Origin of the sequence: Prevotella sp. C561, assembly GCF_000224595.1 — a bacterium.
GTDB classification, from domain to species: Bacteria; Bacteroidota; Bacteroidia; order Bacteroidales; family Bacteroidaceae; genus Prevotella; species Prevotella jejuni.
In genome coordinates, this window is sequence record NZ_JH114141.1 from 194,125 (window position 1) to 208,709 (window position 14,585).

General features: G+C 42.5%; 10 protein-coding genes. 1 reads left to right on the plus strand and 9 read right to left on the minus strand.

Annotated elements, in window-relative coordinates:
- Positions 1-20 precede the first annotated feature (20 nt).
- The 3 genes from HMPREF0666_RS03655 to HMPREF0666_RS03665 all read right to left on the minus strand — a co-directional run bounded on the left by HMPREF0666_RS03655 (position 21) and on the right by HMPREF0666_RS03665 (position 3,639).
- Complete coding sequence (locus tag HMPREF0666_RS03655) at positions 21-593, minus strand: shikimate kinase (protein WP_009010971.1); 573 nt, start codon at positions 591-593, stop codon at positions 21-23.
- 94 nt (positions 594-687) lie between these two features.
- Entirely contained in the window at positions 688-3,024 is a 2,337-nt protein-coding gene (topA, locus tag HMPREF0666_RS03660; RefSeq protein ID WP_009010972.1) for a type I DNA topoisomerase, read from the minus strand.
- A gap of 78 nt (positions 3,025-3,102) precedes the next feature.
- A complete protein-coding gene (locus HMPREF0666_RS03665) occupies positions 3,103-3,639 on the minus strand; it encodes an NUDIX domain-containing protein (RefSeq protein ID WP_009010973.1) in 537 nt (178 codons plus the stop codon).
- 327 nt (positions 3,640-3,966) lie between these two features.
- Here HMPREF0666_RS03665 and HMPREF0666_RS03670 point away from each other — a divergent pair, with 327 nt between their 5' ends.
- Complete coding sequence (locus tag HMPREF0666_RS03670) at positions 3,967-4,791, plus strand: alpha/beta hydrolase (RefSeq protein ID WP_009010974.1); 825 nt, start codon at positions 3,967-3,969, stop codon at positions 4,789-4,791.
- A gap of 258 nt (positions 4,792-5,049) precedes the next feature.
- Here HMPREF0666_RS03670 and HMPREF0666_RS03675 read toward each other — a convergent pair whose 3' ends face one another.
- The 6 genes from HMPREF0666_RS03675 to HMPREF0666_RS03700 all read right to left on the minus strand — a co-directional run bounded on the left by HMPREF0666_RS03675 (position 5,050) and on the right by HMPREF0666_RS03700 (position 14,583).
- Complete coding sequence (locus tag HMPREF0666_RS03675) at positions 5,050-6,729, minus strand: sulfatase (protein WP_009010975.1); 1,680 nt, start codon at positions 6,727-6,729, stop codon at positions 5,050-5,052.
- Positions 6,730-6,756: 27 nt separating this feature from the next.
- Positions 6,757-8,301 (minus strand): arylsulfatase, encoded by a 1,545-nt coding sequence (locus HMPREF0666_RS03680; RefSeq protein ID WP_009010976.1) that lies wholly within the window; start codon positions 8,299-8,301, stop codon positions 6,757-6,759.
- Between the two features lie 588 nt (positions 8,302-8,889).
- A complete protein-coding gene (locus tag HMPREF0666_RS03685) occupies positions 8,890-9,771 on the minus strand; it encodes a carbohydrate kinase (RefSeq protein ID WP_009010977.1) in 882 nt (293 codons plus the stop codon).
- A gap of 7 nt (positions 9,772-9,778) precedes the next feature.
- Positions 9,779-10,942 (minus strand): MFS transporter, encoded by a 1,164-nt coding sequence (locus HMPREF0666_RS03690; RefSeq protein ID WP_009010978.1) that lies wholly within the window; start codon positions 10,940-10,942, stop codon positions 9,779-9,781.
- A 165-nt stretch (positions 10,943-11,107) separates the two neighbouring features.
- Entirely contained in the window at positions 11,108-12,802 is a 1,695-nt protein-coding gene (locus HMPREF0666_RS03695) for a DUF4980 domain-containing protein (protein ID WP_009010979.1), read from the minus strand.
- A gap of 185 nt (positions 12,803-12,987) precedes the next feature.
- Positions 12,988-14,583, minus strand: coding sequence for a glycoside hydrolase family 32 protein (locus tag HMPREF0666_RS03700; RefSeq protein WP_009010980.1), 1,596 nt, complete (start codon positions 14,581-14,583; stop codon positions 12,988-12,990).
- Positions 14,584-14,585: the final 2 nt, after the last annotated feature.

Below are 14,585 nucleotides of genomic sequence, written 5' to 3' on the forward strand. Positions count from 1 at the left end.
AATGAGTATCAGCCATCCTACTACTGATTATCAGCATTTTCCAACTTTAGAAGCTTACAAAGCTGACTAACCGAGACGTGTATCTTATCGTAACTATCCATCAGACTCACGTCAAGGATATGCTTTGCTTTTGTGTAGAAAACCTCCCGCTCGGCCAGATGCTCAGCGATAAACTGGTTGACTTCATCCTCTGTTTTATTGAGCAGAAGCGGTCGGACAGACTTTCCCATCAGCAGGTGCTTATGAAGAACATCTGTCTCCGCCCTCAAATAGACGGTTTCGCCCTGTTCGTTCATATATTCCATATTATCAAAGAAACAAGGAGTTCCACCGCCACAAGAGATGATAACATTCTCAAACTCGGCCACTTCGTGGAGCATAGCCCGCTCAATAAGACGAAAGCCATCCTCGCCCTTCTCATCAAAGAGCTGCTTTACCGTCTTGCGCATACGGTTAGAGATATACCAATCTAAGTCGTAGAAAGGTATATTCAATTCCTTTGATAAAGCCCTACCAACGGTCGTCTTCCCAGCTCCCATATATCCTATTAGGATAATGCGGAGTGGCTTGTAATCCTTTGTATGTGCTGTCATACTCACGTTTTATCTATTATCCACCTTATAGTTAACGATGATTAAGCCACAAGGTGGACACCCTCCTTTCTCTAATTGGTGAGCATAAAGCCCTTTACTTCTTACGTTTAGGCTCCGGCGCATTCCTTACGATGTCCATACACTGGTCGTATGTAAGTTCTGCAGCCTTATCATGAAGCGCCTTAGGCATACGATAGTTCTTACCATCATACGCAATATAAGGACCGTAGCGACCATTCATCACCTCCATCTTAGCATCTTCCTCGAAAGTCTTTAAGTGACGTTGTGCATCCTGCAGACGTTTCTTTTGAATAAGGTTGATAGCAGCATCGAGACTAATCGTGAGTGGGTCTTCCTCCTTAGGAAGCGAGGTGTATTTCTTATCATGCAGTACGTATGGTCCAAAACGACCAGCACCAATCACGACATCTGTCCCTTCAAACTGACCAAGGTTACGTGGTAACTTAAACAACTCCAAAGCCTCATCAAGTGTAATCGTCTCCATACTCTTATCAGAAGGGAGTTGAGAGAAACGTGGTTTGTCATCATCATCAGCACTACCTATCTGTACCACAGGTCCGAAACGACCAATCTTAACAAACACAGGCTTGCCTGACTTAGGGTCAACACCCAGTTCTCTTTCACCAGCCTTATGCTCAGAGCGAGCATTCATAACCTTCTCCACCTCTGGCTCAAAGCCTTGATAGAAGGTCTTCATCTCCTTATTCCACTCTGCTTTCCCCTCTGCTATCTTATCGAATTCCAGCTCTACTTTAGCCGTAAAGTTATAGTCCATGATCTCAGGGAAATTCTCCATAAGGAAGTCATTGACCACAATACCGATGTCGGTTGGGATTAACTTACCCTTATCAGCACCAGCCATCTCCTTCTTAGTCTTGGACGTTATCTTCAAGCCCAACAATGAGTCAACAGCATACTTACGCTCTTCACCCTTGCGATCGCCCTTCTGCACGTATTCACGTTGCTGTATGGTCGAGATGGTTGGAGCGTATGTAGATGGGCGCCCGATACCGAGCTCTTCCAGTTTACGCACAAGGCTTGCTTCTGTATAACGGTTAGGTCCTTGAGAGTAACGCTCTGTTGAGGTTATCTCACGACGCTCTAATGCTTCGCCTTCATGCATCACAGGGAGTGCATGAGAGTAGTCCTCGCTATTCTCTTCATCGTCAGTTGACTCATGATATACCTTTAAGAAACCCTCAAAAGCAACTATCTCTCCATTGGCAACGAACTGTAAGTCAGTGGTACTCTGACCTTCTTCTGATTCAAGCGAGATGTTTACAGTAGTCTTCTCTATCTGTGCATCAGCCATCTGAGAGGCAATGGTACGCTTCCAGATAAGGTCATACAAGCGCTTTTCCTGACTGGTTCCATCAATAGAAACATTATCGATATAAGTAGGACGAATAGCCTCGTGCGCTTCCTGAGCACCTTTGCTATGTGTCTGATATTTCCTTACTTTACCATAGTCTGCGCCATAGAGACGTTCAATCTCTTCTTTACAGGTGTTAATAGCCAGTGTTGAGAGGTTCACACTATCGGTACGCATATAAGTGATACGTCCTGCCTCATATAGTCGTTGGGCTACCATCATCGTCTGACTAACGGTGAAACCGAGTTTTCTTGCGGCTTCCTGTTGTAGTGTAGAGGTAGTAAAAGGAGGAGCAGGAGTACGTTTCAAAGGCTTCTTCGCAATCGATGATACCTTAAAAGTCGATGTCTTACACAACTCAAGGAACGCTAAAGCCTCATCATGAGACTTGAATCTTTTATTCAATTCAGCCTTCACTTCATGCTTTGAGCCGTCCTCACCCTCAACAGCAAAGACTGCATTCAAACGGTAGTAAGGCTCTGAATTAAAGTTCTGTATCTCACGCTCGCGTTCAACTATCAGTCTTACAGCAACACTCTGAACACGTCCTGCACTCAAAGCAGGCTTAACCTTGCGCCATAATACAGGCGAAAGGCGGAAGCCAACAAGGCGATCAAGCACACGGCGAGCCTGTTGTGCGTTCACAAGATTCATATCCAAACGACGCGGAGTCTCGATAGCCTTTAATATAGCAGGCTTGGTAATCTCATGAAAAACAATACGATTTGTCTTATCCTCATCCAATCCCAATACTTCGCAAAGGTGCCAACTGATAGCCTCTCCCTCGCGGTCTTCATCGGAAGCCAGCCAAATCTTCTCAGCAGCTTTAGCACTCTTCTTCAGTTCACTGACCACTTTCTTCTTCTCATCAGGGATTTCGTAGTCAGGAGTTAACGTGTCGAGATCAATGCTAAGTTCCTTTTTCTTTAAGTCACGGATATGTCCATAAGACGACATCACCTTATAGTCCTTACCGAGAAACTTCTCAATTGTCTTAGCTTTGGCCGGACTCTCTACTATTACCAAGTTTTCTTGCATAATCAATCTTGTACATTTTTTCAAGGACGCAAAAGTACTTAAACTTTTTGCTTACACCTTATATAATAGGCAAAATTTCTACTTTTTTAAGTTTTCGAGCTCTCTTTGCAGGAAATCATGGAGTGCTTGTCGGATAGAACGGAGCCCAAACTGCTCAGTATGAACCTCTGACAAAGGCGTCCAGATAGCCTCTTCCACATCATCAGCAGCCTTAAGAGCCGTCTCGTCCACCACCTTACAGACAAAGAAGGCATCGAGTGTTGGGATATCAAAGTCGCTGTATCGATACTTATTCGGTAGTGAACAGAAGTAGTGTTTCTCCTTAATATCGAGGTTGGTCTCCTCCTTCACCTCACGTATCAATGCTTCGCCAATAGTTTCACCAATATCGCAGAACCCACCAGGAAGGTCTAACGTGCCACGACCTGGCTCGTATTTCCTACGTGTTACAAGCAGTTCACCTTCCTTATTGAGGATAAACGCAGCAACAGCAGAGCTTGGATTTAAGAAATACTCAAAGCCACAACTCTCGCAACGTTTGCTTTTTTCATTCTGTACCACAAAGTGTTTACTTCCACAAACAGGGCAATATCGAAACTTATCTAATACGTGCATCTTGAGATTGTATATTATTCTTATGTACTGAGATTACTCTTTCAACAACGAGCCAAAAAGGATTTGTTAACAGTAATACGAAATCATTAAAATTCGTTTACGCCTATCTCCTTTTATCATTTCTGCTTGCAAATATACTAAAAACTCTAAACATCTACTATTGAAATCGTATCTTTTTGTTAACTTTGCATCTATACGTTCAAAATCACACGCTTTATTCCTCTTCCAACTCACTGCAACGTGCTGTTTTCTGTCACTCATCTACCGTGCAGAACAGCATAGAAAGGGAGAGAATAAACGAACAAAACAAATAAACAGAGTATAGTAATGAATTTAAGAAAACTTTTTCTCGTAATTGGGTTGACTACTGCTACGATGACAATGTCTGCTCAGAGCGTCTTTGACATTAAACTCTATAATGGTAGGCCACCCTACAATAACGGTGACGAAAGCGACTCTGCAAAGGTACGTGTGTTCCTTCCAGCTGAGAAACAGGCTACTGGCCGTGCTATCGTCATCTGTCCTGGTGGTGCTTACGAGACCCTTTCCATGGAGAAAGAAGGCTACGATTGGGGCGAGTTCTTCCAAAACCAGGGTATTGCAGCCGTCGTATTGAAGTATCGTATGCCCCATGGTCAGCCAGAGGTACCTATCTCTGATGCCGAACAAGCTATGAAGCTTGTACGCTTGAATGCAACAAGTTGGAAGATCAACCGTAACGACGTCGGTATCATGGGCTTCTCTGCTGGAGGCCACCTTGCGGCAACCATTGCTACAAGGAGTCAAGGTGAGGCTAAGCCAAACTTTCAGATTCTCTTCTATCCAGTCATCACTATGATGGAAGGTTACGGACATGACAGAAGTCGTATGAACTTTCTTGGTAAAAACCCAAGCAAGCGTGACGAGAAGAAATACAGTGCTGACTTGAACGTAAGTCGTGTTACTCCACGCGCTTTCATCGCTCTCAGCGACGACGATGACACTGTTCCACCAGCTAATGGAGTAAACTATTACACCGAGTTATACCGCAACGACGTTCGTGGTTCACTCCATGTTTATCCTGGTGGTGGTCATGGTTGGGGCAGCAAGATAGGCTTCCGCTATCATGAGGAGATGATGATGGACTTGAAGGCATGGTTAAAGAGCTTCTAAGCAGGTTCTAATCTTACCTTTCAGTGGGTTAAACTTTATTTGATTTTGTGGTATCTGAACAGATTACCTACGCTATAACAAAGGGATACACAGTCTGTGTATCCCTTTTTCTTTCCCTATCTTTTCCTACAGAACAGGATAGATACTCGATATACTAATATCTGTCACGCATATTATAAAATCCCAACACGATGGCTATCGTTGGCAGACTCCTTTTGTGAAGTCCCTTACGTCCCAAATAGTCTACAATACAGGAGTTTAGTATTCATCGACTTTCAACTCCTTACGATAGTCGTTCAACCGTTTCATCAACTGCCTTGTGACCTTCTCCGTACCTTTCTTACCATAGATATTATGTAATTCATCGGGGTCACTCTGCAGGTCGTAAAGTTCATAATAACTCACGTCAGGGTCGTCATTGAAGTAGTTTGTAGCATTCAAATACTTCAAGCAATTATACTCACTCGTACCCGGTATCTTCTGATACTTATTCTCCTCCACAGCACGCATACCACCCTTTCCATAGAAATAGATAAGTTTATAACGCTCATTACGTACACCATCGTGTTTACGAACAAGATGATAAGTAGGATAATCATAGTAGTGATAATACAAGTCCTTGCGCCAGTCCTTTGGTTTCTGGCCTGCAAGCAACGGCTGCAGTGGTCTACCAGTCATCTCCTTAGGCTGTTTCACCCCTGCAAAAGCAAGGAAAGTAGGAGCAAAGTCGATGTTCTGTACCATGTCAGCGTTCTCCACTCCCTCTTTTACATGACCTAGATAACTAATAATAAGTGGTGTGTGTAAAGACTCCTCATACATGAAACGCTTATCAAACCATCCATGTTCGCCCATATAAAAGCCCTGATCAGAGGTATAGATAACCACCGTATTCTTATCCAAATCATGTGCCTTAAGGTAATCTAACAGCTGACCAACGCTCTCATCTACCGAAGCAATGACAGCCATATAGTCACGAATATAATTCTGATACTTCCATACAGCGAGTTCTTTTCCCGACAGTTTTGCCTCGATGAAACGGCGGTTTCTTGGCATATAGTACTTATCCCAAGCCATTCTCTGCGCCGCTGTCATACGTCCAAGTTCGCCCATCAGACCAGCGTATGACGCCATACTCTCCACATCCGACGTATCGAGGAGTTCTGGTATCTTAAAGTCTAAGATTAACTCCATATCCTTCTCTATATTCATCTTCTGTGTTCTTGCTGCCGACCCACGGTCATCATAATTGTCCCAGAAGGTTTTAGGCAGTGGGAAGTCTACCCCATCATACATCCCGATATGCTTTGGTTCAGCAAACCAGCTGCGATGTGGAGCCTTATGATGCACCAACAAGCAGAACGGTTTATCCTTCTCACGATTGTCAAGGAACTCTATCGCATGCTTTGTCGTCAGCGAAGTGGCATATCCCATCTCCTGTTCATACTTACCATAGTTACCCGTCTTGCAAAAAGTTGGGTTATAGTATTTGCCCTGACCATCAAGGATATGATAGTAGTCAAAGCCCTTCGGCCTACACATCATGTGCCATTTGCCTACGATACCCGTCTCGTAACCAGCTTTCTGCAGCAGCTCTGGGAAGAAAGTCTTGGTCGTGTCGATACCCTCAGCCAACTGTCTTTGTCCGTTCTGATGGCTGTAGAGTCCTGTCATCAGGCAAGCTCTACTTGGCGTTGAGAGTGAGTTTTCAACAAAGCAGTTGCGGAAGAGCATACCTCGCTTGGCCAAACGGTCTATGTTCGGGGTAGGTGCTAACTTCGAAATAGGACTACCGTATGCGCTGATAGCCTGCATAGCATGGTCGTCACACATAATGTAAAGGATGTTAGGACGTGCCGTATCCTGTGCAAGCATCCTACCTTGAGCACACGACAGTGCCGCCAACGGCAAGATTACCTTTGCGATGTTCTGATTCATATAGAATGGTTTTTAGTTGTATCTGTCTTATTTCTCCCTTTTCATCGGCATTGTTATTGGGAATAGCGGATTATCAACATGCTCCTGATAGATAATCTTCACCATCTCGTCGACTATCTCTGGATATGCTTGTGCCACGTCTTTATCTTCGTGAAGGTCGGTCGCAAGGTTATACAGATGCGGTACTCCACGAATAACAATGAGCTTCCAATCTCCCATACGAACACCTATCTGATTGGTCTCAGCAAACTCCCAATAGAGGTGCGTATGCTGTTTTTGTGCCTTTTCATCGCTCATCAAGGTAGGATAAATAGAGATTCCATCGAAATAATCGACAGTCTTCTTATTATTTGTATAGCGTTTTTGAAAATTGCGTACACCGGCCACATCACAGAAGGTAGGCATGAGGTCATAGAATGCAAACGGCAAGTCGTTGGTCACTCCTTCCTTAATATGTCCTTTCCAACGGGCAATAAACGGAATGCGAATACCTCCTTCGTAACACTGTCGTTTAAGTCCTCGTAGTTTCCCATCACGATTGAAGAAGGCTGGGTCAGCCCCACCCTCCTCATGAGGACCATTATCACTGGTGAAGATGACGAGTGTGTTGTCGGCAAGTCCCTGTTCGTCCAATGTACGAAGAATTTCTCCTACATACGCATCGAGGCGACTTATCATCGCAGCAAACTGCGCATGGGTATGCTCGACGGCGTTATAACGTGAGCCTTCTTGCCCTCCCCACGTCTTGTCCTCAAAGAACTTCTTCTTATAAAAGGCCACAAGCGAGTCGTTGGGTTGTGTCAACTCGGCATGAGGAAGCGTATAAGTGAACACACCAAAAAAGGGTTTACCCTTTTGTTGGTGCTTCAGCCAGTTCAAGGCGTGCTGGTGGATGAGGTCGGCCGAGTAGTCTTTGCGCTGTGCATACTGGTCGCCAAACATCGGATAATCAATATTATTCTGCATCACCACACGTCTTACCGCACTATCTCCACGCTCCCTACTATACTCATTGAGGAAGTTAGGATAATAAAGATGGGCTTGGAACTGACAGATATAACCATAGAAATCATCTACCCCACGCTTGTCAGGCGTAGAGACCGACCCCTCGTAGCCACCAGCCCACTTACCGAACATACCCGTCCGATAGCCGTTGTCTTTCATTATCTCTGGTAGGATAACATGTTCTGGGTCGTAAGGATGTTGCCCAACAACGCTGAAATCGCGGTTTTTCCCATAGTAGATAGGTTTGCTCGGAGCCCAATACTCTTTATTTCCACGCACCTCCGTATGTCCAGAATGTTGTCCTGTCATAAAGCAGGCACGCGATGGAGCACTCACTGGTGCACCCGCATAAGCCTGTGTGAAGCGCATACCTTCCTTTGCCATACGGTCGATATTCGGCGTAAGGATATACTTCTGTCCATAGCAACCAAGGTCGCCATAGCCCATATCATCACACATAATATATATAATGTTAGGCTTTTGTTGTTTTCTCTGTGCCACTGCTTCTGCTTGTCCACAAGCCAATATTGCTATAGGCAGAAATGTTTTTGTTAGATTCAGACTCATAATTAATATTATACTTAGGTATTTTCTTTTCCTTATACTTAGCCTTAGGTTCTGTAAAACTCTAATGAGCATACAAACTTACATAAAAAAACGAATTGACAAACACTAACTTGGTAAATCAAACAAAGTAACTACAAGCGCCTACAAAAACATCTTTTACTTTCTATTGCGTTATCTTTAACACCTGCCTCTGCCATTTTCAAAACAATTGTAGTAACTCTTTTATACTCTATTTAAGTTGATTATCACTACCAACTCACGCCCCTCTCCGAATTATTTTCATGAAGAAAAAGATTTATTTACGTGAGCGGAAATATTTCTTTTCATGAAGAAAAATATTTTTTTTCATGAAAATAATTCGGAGAGAAGAGGAGTACATAGAAAAGAACAGGATAATTTGCTCGTAAATAGTAGGAAGACAAACATACAAAAAAGCCCGAATTAATCGAGAGAAGTTACACTTCACGCAATCAATTCGGACTTACTATTTTATCGAAAAGTCCTTATCACTTTACCTAATGAGATAAGCGCAAGAAAGAGTCATTATCTCACTCGGAAATAGTGTTGGGTTTAGAGACAAGGACAAGCCTACTTTATTCTATCCAACAGCTCCTTTGGTAGCTTTGGCATAGCACCATTCTGTGTGCAAACATACGCACTGAAATCAACACCTAACTTGTGGGCATCGGTGATAGGCATACCTGCAAGGAGGGCAGAAGTAAATGCCCCTGTGAAGGAATCACCAGCGCCAACAGTGTCCGCAACCTCTACTTGTGGCGTCTCATAGAACGACTTGTGTCCTGGAGCAAACACATAAGAGCCATTAACACCGCAGGTTAGCACAAGCATATCGAGGTTGTACTTCCCTAAGATGAGCCAACACTTGTTCTCTATATCAAGACCAGGATAGCCAAAGAGGCGACCGATGGTCACAAGTTCCTCATCATTAATCTTAAGAATATTAGCATGTTGAAGCGAGGACGTGATGACCTCCTTTGAATAGAAGTTCTGTCGAAGATTGATATCGAATATCTTTAGACAGTCTTTGGGTGTTGTCTCAAGGAATTTCTGTATCGTCTGACGACTTACACTACTGCGCTGTGCGAGTGAGCCAAAGCATACCGCACGACAGTTCTTGGCTGCTTCTTCAATCTCAGGAGTAAACGGTATGTTATCCCATGCTACTCCCTCTTTGATGTCATAAGTAGGTATACCTTCACTGTCGAGTTCCACCTGTACCGTTCCAGTCTGATAATCCACCTCTGGCATAAGGTAGTTTACACCCTTTTTATCGAACTCATCGAGTGTTTCCTTACCTAAGGCGTCATTACCAACAGCACTAATAGCCAACGAATCATGCCCAAACTGTCCTGTATGATAAGCAAAGTTTGCAGGTGCACCACCGAGCTTTCTACCTTCAGGAAGACAATCCCACAACGCCTCTCCGAGGCCAACGATTAACTGTTTCATATCCGTATTATTTATTGTTCATTCTTGGTATATAAGTAAAGAGGTAGAGTACGCCCACTGCCATGACGATTACAGCACCGAGCTGTTGCGCCATTGCATCGCTTGCAAAGCCCATGAAGAGCGGGAAGATCGTACCTCCAAAGAGTCCCATTATCATCAGTCCGCTTACTTCGTTCTGCTTGTCAGGCACACTCTGAAGGGCTCTGGCGAATACCATAGAGAATATATTGCTATTGCCATAACCGACAAGTGCGATGGCTACATATACTGCTCCAACACGTGTTCCAACGCCCAACCAGACCATAGCCGCAGCCATCATCAATACCGAAATAGCAAAGAACAGCTTATTGTTCATTACTCGCAAGAAGAATGAACCAGTAAGACATCCAAGCGTGCGAAAGATGAAGTAGAGTGAAGTAGCAAATGCTGCATCATTCAGAGTCATGTTGAATCGCTCCATAAGTATCTTTGGTGCAGTGGTATTAGTACCTACATCGATTCCAACATGACACATGATTCCAAGGAAGCTAAGCAATACGATTGGTTTACCCAATAGGCTTAAACATTGTATGAAAGAACTTGCCTTACCTTCAATAGGCTCTTCCTTGATAGGAGTTGAGAAGAGCAAGAGAGTGGTAAGAACGCCTATTACAAGATAAATAGGGAATAAGACACGCCATCCAAGACCAAAGGCTGGGATGCTGGCTTGCGCTCCCCACATGGCAAGATAGGGTGCCATGAAAGAGGCGATAGCCTTTACAAACTGTCCGAAGGTGAGGGTTGAAGCGAGGTTCCCACCCTTCATAACGGTAGAAACAAGCGGATTCAACGAGGTTTGCATCAGTGCATTGCCTATTCCAAGGAGTGAGAATGACACGAGCATAAGCCCGTATGACTCGCCAAAGATGGGGAGTAGCAATGAAAACAAGGTGACGATGAGACTGAGCAGAACTGTCTTCTTGCGCCCAATCTTGTTCATCAACATCCCCGTCGGCACTGAGAAGATGAGGAACCAGAAGAAGACAAGGGACGGAAAAACATTTGCTGTTGAATCCGACAGTTGCAAATCGTTCTTTACATAATTGGAGGCAATACCCACCAAATCAACGAAGCCCATCGCAAAGAAACAAAGCATTACGGGCAGTAGTGCGAGTTTATTGGTTTTCGACATAATCTTTAAATTTTTAGTTTGTGTAGTTCTATTATTTTAATTATACTTGCAAAGTTACTTTTTTACGTAGAAAGAAACCTTGAAATTCCGTTCATTAATATCAACAAATATATCTCTAACAAGATTACATATAATTAATAGACAGAATTAATATTTTTTCTTTTATTACTTTTGATCCTTCAATTCATAAATCTTTACTTTGCATCCCTTTACTATTATCTTATCATAAGGCTTTGACGGAAAAACGAGGTTAGTCATTGCGACTTTACCTTCAGTATCAAAAGCTTCAATACTACAACGGTCTATAAATATTTGCATTGATTTAATAACACCATTAGTTGGAGCTACCGTCTTAGCCTTAAAGTCACTATGGAAATCAGTAACACCACTCTCTGTACGATCCATACTGAAAGTAGCATTCTTTCCATCATAAACCATCGTAACTCGTTCTCCCTTGTCATTACTTAACACTATAGAAGCATTACTCTTAATATTGGTCACTTCTATATAAGCAGCAGGTTGGAGGCGTCCAGACGGTTTCTTCTCAAAGGCAGCAAAGACTTCAGGTGATGGCTTTACGCTAACATAATCTTCCCCATTGTAACTATAAAGCCCCAAGTCTCTTGGCAAACCATTGGCTGAACGGAACTGCTGTGTAGGAACTTGATTAGCATACTGCCAATTACTCATCCATGGAAGAACGACAATTCTACCATCAGGAGCGTTACTAAACGATACTGTTGCATAGTGATCTTTTCCATAATCCATCCACTTTGTTACCTCAGGTTTTGATTCGCAAGTGAATTTATGACCATCAAATGAGCCTACAAAGTATTGAGTTGCACTACCACCAAAGGGACCTCCAGGGTTAATGTTACAGATAAGCACCCACTTATCGCCCATCTTCAAGAGGTCAGGACACTCCCAAACACCTCCATGATTACCATATCCCTCTCCAAAAGAACTTTCATACTTCCAGTCTTTCAAGTTCTTTGAGCTATATATATTCATCTGTTGTCCAGCAGCAAGAATAAGATTCCATTGCCTCACTTCTTCATTCCAAAAGACATTAGGATCACGGAAGTCAGGTACATCACTTGTAAGAATTGGGTTGTTTACATACTTCTTAAAAGTCTCACCATTATCCGTACTATATGCAATACTTTGTGTTTGCGCAGCTCCTGCAGAAGTGTAAAAAGCGACAACAGCATCCTTCCCAAACCCTGCGGTATTTTCTTTATCAACGACACTACTACCACTGAAAATAGTTCCAAGTGCATCTGGTTGTATCACTTCTCCATGATTTTTCCAGTGTATGAGGTCTGTAGAGGTACTATGCGCCCACGTCATATTCTCCCACTGCGAACCATAAGGGTTATACTGATAGTATAAATGCCATACACCATCTTTGTAGAACATACCATTAGGATCGTTCATCCAGCCATAGACTGGAGTATGGTGATAGATAGAACGGAACTTTTCACGATTCTTGGAATCAAACATATTTGTTGCTTTTATATCTTTCCAGCAAACGAAATTATTGATTAAACCGATACTACGCTTATCTCCTGAGAACTGGATATCAAGCAACACATCACCACCATACTCACTGATATCGAGTGGAACGCTATAATCAGTTTTATTGATGGCGAGCTTACAATTGAATTCTTTTACAACTTGATTATCTTTGATAACGCGAATATGTGCATAACCTTCTTCCTCCTCTACTGGAAGAAGAACATACTTATCTGTTGTCTTCACACGTTTTATTGCGTGATTTGAACTTAAGAATGATTGCGCATGCATAAGCGTAGTAGTTATGAAAAGGCAAAAAGCCAATAAATTAATCTTTCTATTCATCGTAGGTTGTTTATATGTATTTTTAGTTTCAGATAGACAAAGATAGACATTTTATTGATAAGTTAGAAAGAAAAATCGCTCATTCAATGATATTATTTGCAATGATAGGCAATTTCTCACGGAATGAACGACTAAATTTCAACTATATATTTATTCTATCTTCAGTGAAGAAAGGAACTATAATCTTAATACTGACTTACAGCGAGATTACTAATGGTAATGTTACCTCCATAGTTATTAATACTCCAACAGTTCTTCTGTATTTCGTAAATACGGTTAGTATAGCAACATACGTCATTAATATACATTACCGCTATACTATTGTCTGTATAGATGGTCACATGATAGACGTTGTCTGTTGGACGAGCGAAGTTGTAGCCATCAATACCATTTATGAAACCACGACCCGCAGAACCTTCTTCCTCAAAGTTTATCTTACGTGTCTGTTCATTTTCAGGATTTACCACCAAAGAATAATACTTCTCAGAATCTGTACCACGTACGAATGAGACACCAAACTTATCCCAGTTATTAGAAGTTGTTATCGTGAAGGTAATTTTATTGTGATAGCCAAGACGGTTGAAAAGTAGGTAAGAATCACCAGAAAGCTTATAGCCATCAGTTACATTCTCAACACCATTATCACTCTTTGCCATAACCTTTACTTCTTGTTTTTTGCCGTATTTATCGCTAATCCCTTTTACTTCTCCTAAGGTAAGACTACCATCAGCGTGTTGTATGAGACGGTGGACAACAAGGTTGCCAGCCCACTCAGGTTCATTAGGAGCAGCACCAACAGCAGCATTATCCTTACCTGGACGTGTTGGACACCATCCCCAAATATAGCGATTCTGACCATCACTCGCAGTTTTACCTGCATAGAAGCCACGACTATCTAAGAATCCCTCATGTCCATCAGGCCATAAACCAGCATCATTCTGTGTACAAGCCTTGAGTTCATTAAGAGTCTTACCTTTGAAATACTGCACACGACGGATAGCTGAATGCTTTTCACTATAAACAAGATACCACCAATCACCCATCTTAAACACATCAGGACATTCATAGAATCGGTCCCACATCATGGTCATAAACGTTCCAGCATGGGTCCACGTCTTAAGATCATCTGATGTAAACTCAGCCAAATGACCTTTACTTCCCTTCAGAGTAGAAACAAGCATGTGCCATTTATTATCGTCACCTTTGAAGACAAAGGGATCACGGAAATCATCTTTACTATATCCGTAATCATCACCTTTCAAGCGGAAAACACGATTCTTAGTCCATGTTTTGAAGTCGGATGATGTTGCCATCATCACCATCTCACCATTATTGGTAGAAGATGTTTGATATCTATGACCTGTATAGAAGGTATAATACAACCCATCAGCATCATTATAAACAGTAGAACCTGTACCCAGTGCCGCATCCTGCTCATTGATACCACCACAATGAATCAACTCTCCAAGTGATTGGTAGTTGGCTCCATCTGATGTTTCTACAGCCCAGATAGGATGATAAGTACCCGCCTGATTAGGACGAAAGTCCTGTAAATACATAACTTTAAAATTCTTTGTTTTAGGATCAAAGAAAGGCATTGGGTCTCCAACAAATCCAACAGTTGGCTTATAAAAGGTAGCTTGCCCCATTTCATCTGTAGACTTGAAATAAGTTGTTGTATTCCAATCTTTTTCCTCTATCATGGTCTTATCATCGCTACAGCTCATTAGTGAGGCTGATAAAGATGCGATGAGAGCGAGAGAATATATCATAGTTCTCATAT

Coding starts and splice junctions, on each gene's coding strand:
- HMPREF0666_RS03655 (WP_009010971.1), bottom strand. CDS start 593: ATGACAGCACATACAAAGGATTACAAGCCACTCCGCATTATCCTAATA.
- topA (WP_009010972.1), bottom strand. CDS start 3,024: ATGCAAGAAAACTTGGTAATAGTAGAGAGTCCGGCCAAAGCTAAGACA.
- HMPREF0666_RS03665 (WP_009010973.1), bottom strand. CDS start 3,639: ATGCACGTATTAGATAAGTTTCGATATTGCCCTGTTTGTGGAAGTAAA.
- HMPREF0666_RS03670 (WP_009010974.1), top strand. CDS start 3,967: ATGAATTTAAGAAAACTTTTTCTCGTAATTGGGTTGACTACTGCTACG.
- HMPREF0666_RS03675 (WP_009010975.1), bottom strand. CDS start 6,729: ATGAATCAGAACATCGCAAAGGTAATCTTGCCGTTGGCGGCACTGTCG.
- HMPREF0666_RS03680 (WP_009010976.1), bottom strand. CDS start 8,301: ATGAGTCTGAATCTAACAAAAACATTTCTGCCTATAGCAATATTGGCT.
- HMPREF0666_RS03685 (WP_009010977.1), bottom strand. CDS start 9,771: ATGAAACAGTTAATCGTTGGCCTCGGAGAGGCGTTGTGGGATTGTCTT.
- HMPREF0666_RS03690 (WP_009010978.1), bottom strand. CDS start 10,942: ATGTCGAAAACCAATAAACTCGCACTACTGCCCGTAATGCTTTGTTTC.
- HMPREF0666_RS03695 (WP_009010979.1), bottom strand. CDS start 12,802: ATGAATAGAAAGATTAATTTATTGGCTTTTTGCCTTTTCATAACTACT.
- HMPREF0666_RS03700 (WP_009010980.1), bottom strand. CDS start 14,583: ATGAGAACTATGATATATTCTCTCGCTCTCATCGCATCTTTATCAGCC.